The following is a 5,457-nucleotide window of genomic DNA, read 5'->3' as shown; positions in this document are numbered from 1 at the left end:
GGCCGCGGCGCGACCGACACCGCGCGGGTGGTGACCACCGCGAGCGCCCCGGCCCACGGCCACGCCGCCTCGGTGCGGCCCGCGGCCGCCCCGGCGCGCGCCGCCACCGCCCACCGCGACTCCGCGCGGCTCACCTCGGCCTTCAAGGTCAAGAAGTCGAAGTGGAAGTCGAAGACCAAGAAGAAGGGCGGCTTCTTCAAGAAGCTCGGCATCTTCCTGGTCGTGCTCTTCGTCCTCTTCCTCGTCTTCGTGGCCCTGGTGATCTGGCTGATCGTGCGCTTCTTCCGCCGCGCGGGCCGCAACCGGCGCAACGCCTAGGACCCGCTCCCCGGCCGCCGCGGCGCCGGGCCGCCGGCGGCCCGGGGCGGGCGGGCCCGGACACGGCGAAGGCCCCGATCCTCGATGGATCGGGGCCTTCGCCTCGAGCGGTAGCGGTGGGATTTGAACCCACGGAGGAGTTGCCCCCTCACGCGCTTTCGAGGCGCGCTCCTTCGGCCGCTCGGACACGCTACCGAGAGAGAGCTTAGCCCACGGGTGGCCGTGCGCCGAAATCGGATTCCGGGAAGCGGCCGCCGGCGGACCGGGGTGCGCTCAGCGCTCCCGGAAGAAGGCCGTGAGCAGCCCGGCGCACTCGGCTTCGAGGACCCCGGTGATGACCTCGGGGCGATGGTTGAGACGGCGGTCACGGACGACGTCCCACAGGGAGCCGGCCGCCCCCGCCTTGGCGTCGCGGGCGCCGTAGACGACCCGGTCGACCCGGGAGAGCACGAGCGCGCCCGCGCACATCGTGCACGGTTCGAGGGTGACGACGAGCGTGCAGCCGGTCAGCCGCCACTCCCCGGTGCGAAAGGCCGCCGCGCGCAGCGCGAGGACCTCGGCGTGCGCGGTCGGGTCGCCGGTGGCCTCGCGGGCGTTGCGGCCGGTGCCGAGGACCGTGCCGTCCGCGGCCAGCACGACGGCGCCCACCGGGACGTCACCGGTCCCGGGGGCGCGGGCGGCCTCGTCCAGCGCCTGCCGCATCGGTGCGATCCACGGATCACGCAGCGGGTCGGGCGCGGGGGAGGGGAGAGAGGCGGAAGGGGGGACGGTCATGCCCCCAGTGTCGGGGACGCGACCGGGGGCCGGACCCGCCCCTGGGGGCGGGGGCCCGGCCGGGGCCGCTCAGCGCACGGCTTCGAGGACTTCCGTGCAGCCCAGCGAGTCGGCGATGGTGCTCAGCGCATCGCCGTCCAGGGCCAGCAGTTCCTGCTCGCTGACGCCCAGGTCGGCCAGCAGGGCGGCGTCGCCGAGCGGACCGCGGGGCGGGCCGTCCGAGCCGTTCACCGCGTCCAGGGATTCGTCGGGTGCGTGGTCGTGGTCGTTGTTGTCGTCGGGGTCGGGTTCGCCGTCCTCCGTGCCGTCCAGGTCGAGGCTGTCCAGGTCGTCGGCCGCGTCGTCCTCCTCGCGGCCGAGCAGCTCGTCGGTCAGCATCGCGCCGTACGAGCTTTTGGCGGCGGCGGCGGCGTTGGACAGGAAGACCCGCGGGTCGTCCTCCCCGTCGACCCGGATGACGCCGAACCAGGCGTCCTCCTGCTCGATGAAGGCCACCACCGTGTCGTCGTCGACCGCCGCCTCTCGGGCCAGATCGGCCAGATCGGTCAGCGTCTCCACATCGTCGAGCTCCGTATCGCTCGCTTCCCACCCGTCTTCGGTGCGCGCGAGCAGTGCGGCGAAGTACACCGTGACTCTCCCACTGGTCATAGGCGTGCCGGGCCGGGCGGGGCGGCGCTGCACGCCGTTGGTCCCGCCCCTTTCGGAATCGTGGCAGAAACAACGCCGCCGCGCGGGGTCTTCGGTGCTGCGTCGTGCGGAGGTTGTGAGAGATGTCGCTCACGTGCCGCAGCGCAGACGGGTGCGCGGGGGTGTTCCGCTACCAGCGGAATGTACGCATCCGCACAGCCTGGCGCATGCGTTCGGCCCGGACGCGGCGCGGCTGGACGCGGTCGCGCAGCTCCTTGGCCTCGTGCAGGTCCCGCAGAAATTGGGCACGGCGCCGTCGGCGCGCCGCTTCCGTCCCCTCGTCCGGGGCCGGGTCCCGGCCGCCGGGGACGGTGTCGTTCGGGTCGTCGGTCCGCTTGCGGTCGAGCACGCGTACACCACCTCGGGCAAAATCCTCGCCCTCTGACAGGAGAGCCGATCGGGCGTACGTGCCCACTTTCCCTCCTTTCGGTGGTTTGATGCCCACCACGTGCCTCGGTTGCGCCGGTCGGCCGGGTACCGCACGGCGGGCGCCGGGGCCTTCCGGCTCGGTTACTGTCGATGTCATGCGGATCCACGTCGTCGACCACCCGCTGGTGGCGCACAAACTCACCACGCTGCGCGACAAGCGCACCGACTCCCCGACTTTCCGGCGGCTCGCCGATGAGCTGGTCACCCTGCTCGCCTACGAGGCCACCCGTGATGTGCGCACCGAGCAGGTCGACATCGAGACCCCGGTGACGGCGACCACCGGCGTGCGGATGTCGCACCCGCGCCCCCTGGTCGTCCCGATCCTGCGGGCCGGTCTGGGCATGCTGGAGGGCATGGTCCGGCTGCTGCCCACCGCCGAGGTCGGCTTCATGGGCATGGTCCGCAACGAGGAGACGTACGAGGCGCACACCTACGCCACGCGGATGCCCGACGATCTCTCGGGCCGTCAGGTCTATGTCGTCGACCCGATGCTGGCCACCGGCGGCACGCTGGTCGCGGCGATCCGCGAGCTGATCCAGCGCGGCGCGGACGATGTCACCGCGATCTGCCTGCTGGCCGCGCCGGAGGGCGTGGCGGTCATGGAGAAGGAGCTGGCCGGCGCGCCGGTGACGGTGGTCACCGCGGCGGTCGACGAGCGGCTCAACGAGGACCGCTACATCGTGCCGGGCCTGGGCGACGCGGGCGACCGCATGTACGGAACGGCCGGCTGAGCCGACCGCGCCCCGCTCACCCGATAACTGTCCGGGCCCCGCACCCCTGTTGGTGCGGGGCCCGTCCGTGTGCGGTCAGCACTTGGCGTCGTCCGAGGGGGCCGGGGACGGATGGGTCAGCAGGGCCAGGGACTTCGCGGCGGCCTGCGGGGCGGTGAGGTCCTTGAAGGTGTCGCCGATGATCAGGTCGAGGTCGGCGCCCTTGCGGGCGTCGGTCTTCTGCTGCGCGCCGGCGAGCTGGGTGGAGAGCACCTTCATCGGGCCCTGGACCGCGGCCGCGGGGCCGAGCAGTATCCCGGCGCCCTTGACCTTCTTGTCGTAGGCGGCCGGGGCGTTGCCCACCTTGCCGATCTTGAAGCCGCGCTTCTCCAGCTCGTCCGCGGTGCGCTTGGCGAGCCCGGAGCGCGGGGTGGCGTTGAAGACGTTCACGGTCAGCGCGCCGGGCGCGGGCAGCTTGCGCGCCGCGTCGTGGGCCTGCGCCGTCCCGGCCTTGGCGCTCGCGGTGCAGCGGCGCTCACCCGGGGCGGCGTGGGCGGTGTCGGACCGGCCCCCGAACACGTCGATGAGCTGCAGGGAGCCCCAGGCGGCCAGGCCGAGGACGCAGGCCGTTGCGGCGAGGGAAAGGACGATCCGGCGGCGGTGGCGGGGGCGGCGCATCCGCGGATACCTGTCGCCCGTGATGCGGTACTTCCCGCCCATGCCCGGGGGCGTCAGCATGCTCATGGGCGCAGCGTAGTGCGGGCGGCCGTCCGTGCCTACTAGATGATCAACGCGTGGCGCGAGACCCAACCCAAAAGGGTCAATACGGACAGGGCGGCTTGGGTGCCGACGGGCGGTACGAGGGGATTTTTGGCCTGTTGGGCGGCGGGGCGCCGCGGGTTAGCCGAGTTCGAGCACGCGGGCGTGCAGCACCTGGCGCTGCTGGAGGGCCGCGCGGACCGCGCGGTGCAGCCCGTCCTCCAGATAGAGGTCGCCCTCCCACTTCACGACATGCGCGAAGAGGTCGCCGTAGAACGTCGAGTCCTCGGCGAGCAGCGTCTCCAGATCGAGCTGCTGCTTGGTCGTCACCAACTGGTCGAGGCGTACCGGGCGCGGGGCGACGTCCGCCCACTGGCGGGTGCTCTCCCGGCCGTGGTCCGGGTACGGCCGGCCGTTTCCGATGCGCTTGAAGATCACACGGAAAGCCTACCGGGCGAGCGGCACCGGGCGCAGCCATGCCGCAGCAGTGCAAAAGGATCATTGGTGGCAAATTTGGATCATTGGGGAGCGGTGGCCCGGAGGATATGGCCGGAAGCGACCCGAACGGCCTACCGCCTGGCGCGATGCGGCGGCTCGGCCGGCCCGCGCCGCGGTGCGGGGATCACCACTGCCGGGCGGCCGCCCGGCTCGGCTGCCAGTACGTGACGGCGGCGGTGCGCGGGTCGACCCGGACCGGGGCGCCGTCCAGGCCGACCTGGACGGGGCCGGTGCGGGCGGCCAGCGCGACACCGAACTGGGAGATCCGGTGGTGCCCCGGGCCGTTCCCGCCGCCGTCGCGGGTGACGACCATGGCGTAGGCGGTGGCGTCGGGGGCCAGGGCGACCGGGGAGTACGGGCGGCTGCCGGGGATCGCCGGGAGGGCGGGCCGCCGGCCGTCGCCGAACCGCAGCAGGGGGTAGCGCTGGGCGGCGAAGTCGCAGGTCCGGTCGGAGATGTTGGTGACGGTCAGCAGCATCCGGTGGTGGCGTCGCGGCATCGCGCCGGCGTGGAACTTGAGCATCTCGGGAGTGCAGGACGACGGTCCGCCGGGGGCGGGGGGCGGATTCCGGCCGTCTCCCGGGGAGGGGCGGTCGGGGGCCGGTGAGATGGCGGTGACGGGGCCGTCGGCCCGGCCGCCGTAGCCGTGGCAGGCCGTCGCCAGTGCCAGCGCGGCGGCGGCGAGGAGACCCGCGGCGGCGGCCCGGCCGGTGGTGGCGGTGAACGGCATAGGGAGCTCCCCCGGGACGGTGGCGTGAACACGACCTTCGGCGTGGGTGCTGGCGATCGGCTAACGCGCGGCTAACGCGGGCCGGTGCCGGGGCCGAGGGCCGTCGTGGTCCCGGTGCGGGGGTGGCGGACGGATCGATGGAGTATGCATCAATCATTCAATGTACGGGCCGAGTTGAGGGGGACGCAGGGGTTTCCGGGGTGCCGGTGCTCTCCGGGGTGGGGGTGGTCGGCGGGGGTGTGGAGGGCGGATCCGGGGTGCCGGAGGGGCCGTCGCCCGGCCGTGCGCTCGCCCCGGTCGTGGCGGTGCCCGGAGGGTGCGGCCGTGCGGTGCCGGAGGGCGCGCCGGAGGGGCCGTTGTCGTGGTGGGGGGTGGCCGGCGGCCGGCTCGGGGAGGGGACCGGGGACGGCGTCCGGTCGGAGCCGGTGGAGGGGGCGGGGCTCACCGGGCTCGGCGGCCGGGCAGGCGGCGGCCGGTCGGGACGGCCGTCCGGGGCGGCCACCAGGACGCCCACCGCGACGCCGGCGGCCGCGGCCGGGGCGGCCGCGCGCA

Annotated in this window: 8 protein-coding genes, 1 tRNA gene and 1 pseudogene; 2 read left to right on the top strand and 8 right to left on the bottom strand. The window is 73.9% G+C overall.

The window, feature by feature from the left end; translation table 11 throughout:
- On the top strand, positions 1 to 318 hold a 318-nt coding region (locus tag IEY78_RS33615; protein ID WP_189104793.1), incomplete at its 5' end, for a hypothetical protein.
- A gap of 108 nt (positions 319 to 426) precedes the next feature.
- On the opposite strand, the gene IEY78_RS33610 is transcribed toward IEY78_RS33615, so the two are convergent.
- The 4 genes from IEY78_RS33610 to IEY78_RS33595 form a co-directional block, all read right to left on the bottom strand.
- Positions 427 to 513 (bottom strand) — tRNA-Ser (locus IEY78_RS33610).
- A gap of 78 nt (positions 514 to 591) precedes the next feature.
- Positions 592 to 1,020 carry a tRNA adenosine(34) deaminase TadA gene (tadA, locus tag IEY78_RS33605; protein ID WP_373294304.1) on the bottom strand — a complete coding sequence of 143 codons (429 nt, stop codon included), beginning with the start codon at positions 1,018 to 1,020 and terminating at the stop codon, positions 592 to 594.
- Positions 1,021 to 1,161: 141 nt separating this feature from the next.
- Positions 1,162 to 1,719 carry a tRNA adenosine deaminase-associated protein gene (locus tag IEY78_RS33600; RefSeq protein ID WP_189104791.1) on the bottom strand — a complete coding sequence of 186 codons (558 nt, stop codon included), beginning with the start codon at positions 1,717 to 1,719 and terminating at the stop codon, positions 1,162 to 1,164.
- A gap of 190 nt (positions 1,720 to 1,909) precedes the next feature.
- On the bottom strand, positions 1,910 to 2,128 hold the full coding sequence (locus IEY78_RS33595; RefSeq protein ID WP_189104790.1) for a hypothetical protein: 219 nt from the start codon (positions 2,126 to 2,128) through the stop codon (positions 1,910 to 1,912).
- A gap of 175 nt (positions 2,129 to 2,303) precedes the next feature.
- On the opposite strand from IEY78_RS33595, the gene upp reads away from it, so the two are divergent.
- Entirely contained in the window at positions 2,304 to 2,939 is a 636-nt protein-coding gene (gene upp, locus IEY78_RS33590) for a uracil phosphoribosyltransferase (protein ID WP_189104789.1), read from the top strand.
- Between the two features lie 75 nt (positions 2,940 to 3,014).
- On the opposite strand, the gene IEY78_RS33585 is transcribed toward upp, so the two are convergent.
- The 4 genes and pseudogenes from IEY78_RS33585 to IEY78_RS34725 all read right to left on the bottom strand — a co-directional run.
- Positions 3,015 to 3,662 carry a LytR C-terminal domain-containing protein gene (locus tag IEY78_RS33585; RefSeq protein WP_229700338.1) on the bottom strand — a complete coding sequence of 216 codons (648 nt, stop codon included), beginning with the start codon at positions 3,660 to 3,662 and terminating at the stop codon, positions 3,015 to 3,017.
- A gap of 156 nt (positions 3,663 to 3,818) precedes the next feature.
- On the bottom strand, positions 3,819 to 4,115 hold the full coding sequence (locus IEY78_RS33580) for a type II toxin-antitoxin system VapB family antitoxin (RefSeq protein ID WP_030084955.1): 297 nt from the start codon (positions 4,113 to 4,115) through the stop codon (positions 3,819 to 3,821).
- Between the two features lie 184 nt (positions 4,116 to 4,299).
- Positions 4,300 to 4,905, bottom strand: a complete 606-nt coding sequence (locus IEY78_RS34935; RefSeq protein WP_189104788.1) for a DUF4232 domain-containing protein — start codon at positions 4,903 to 4,905, stop codon at positions 4,300 to 4,302.
- 157 nt (positions 4,906 to 5,062) lie between these two features.
- Positions 5,063 to 5,457, bottom strand: a pseudogene (locus IEY78_RS34725) (hypothetical protein); the annotation flags it as partial.

The organism is Streptomyces kronopolitis (assembly GCF_014646275.1).
GTDB classification, from domain to species: Bacteria; Actinomycetota; Actinomycetes; order Streptomycetales; family Streptomycetaceae; genus Streptomyces; species Streptomyces kronopolitis.
Note: the sequence above shows the minus strand (reverse complement) of the source record. Positions and strands in the feature narration are given on the sequence as shown.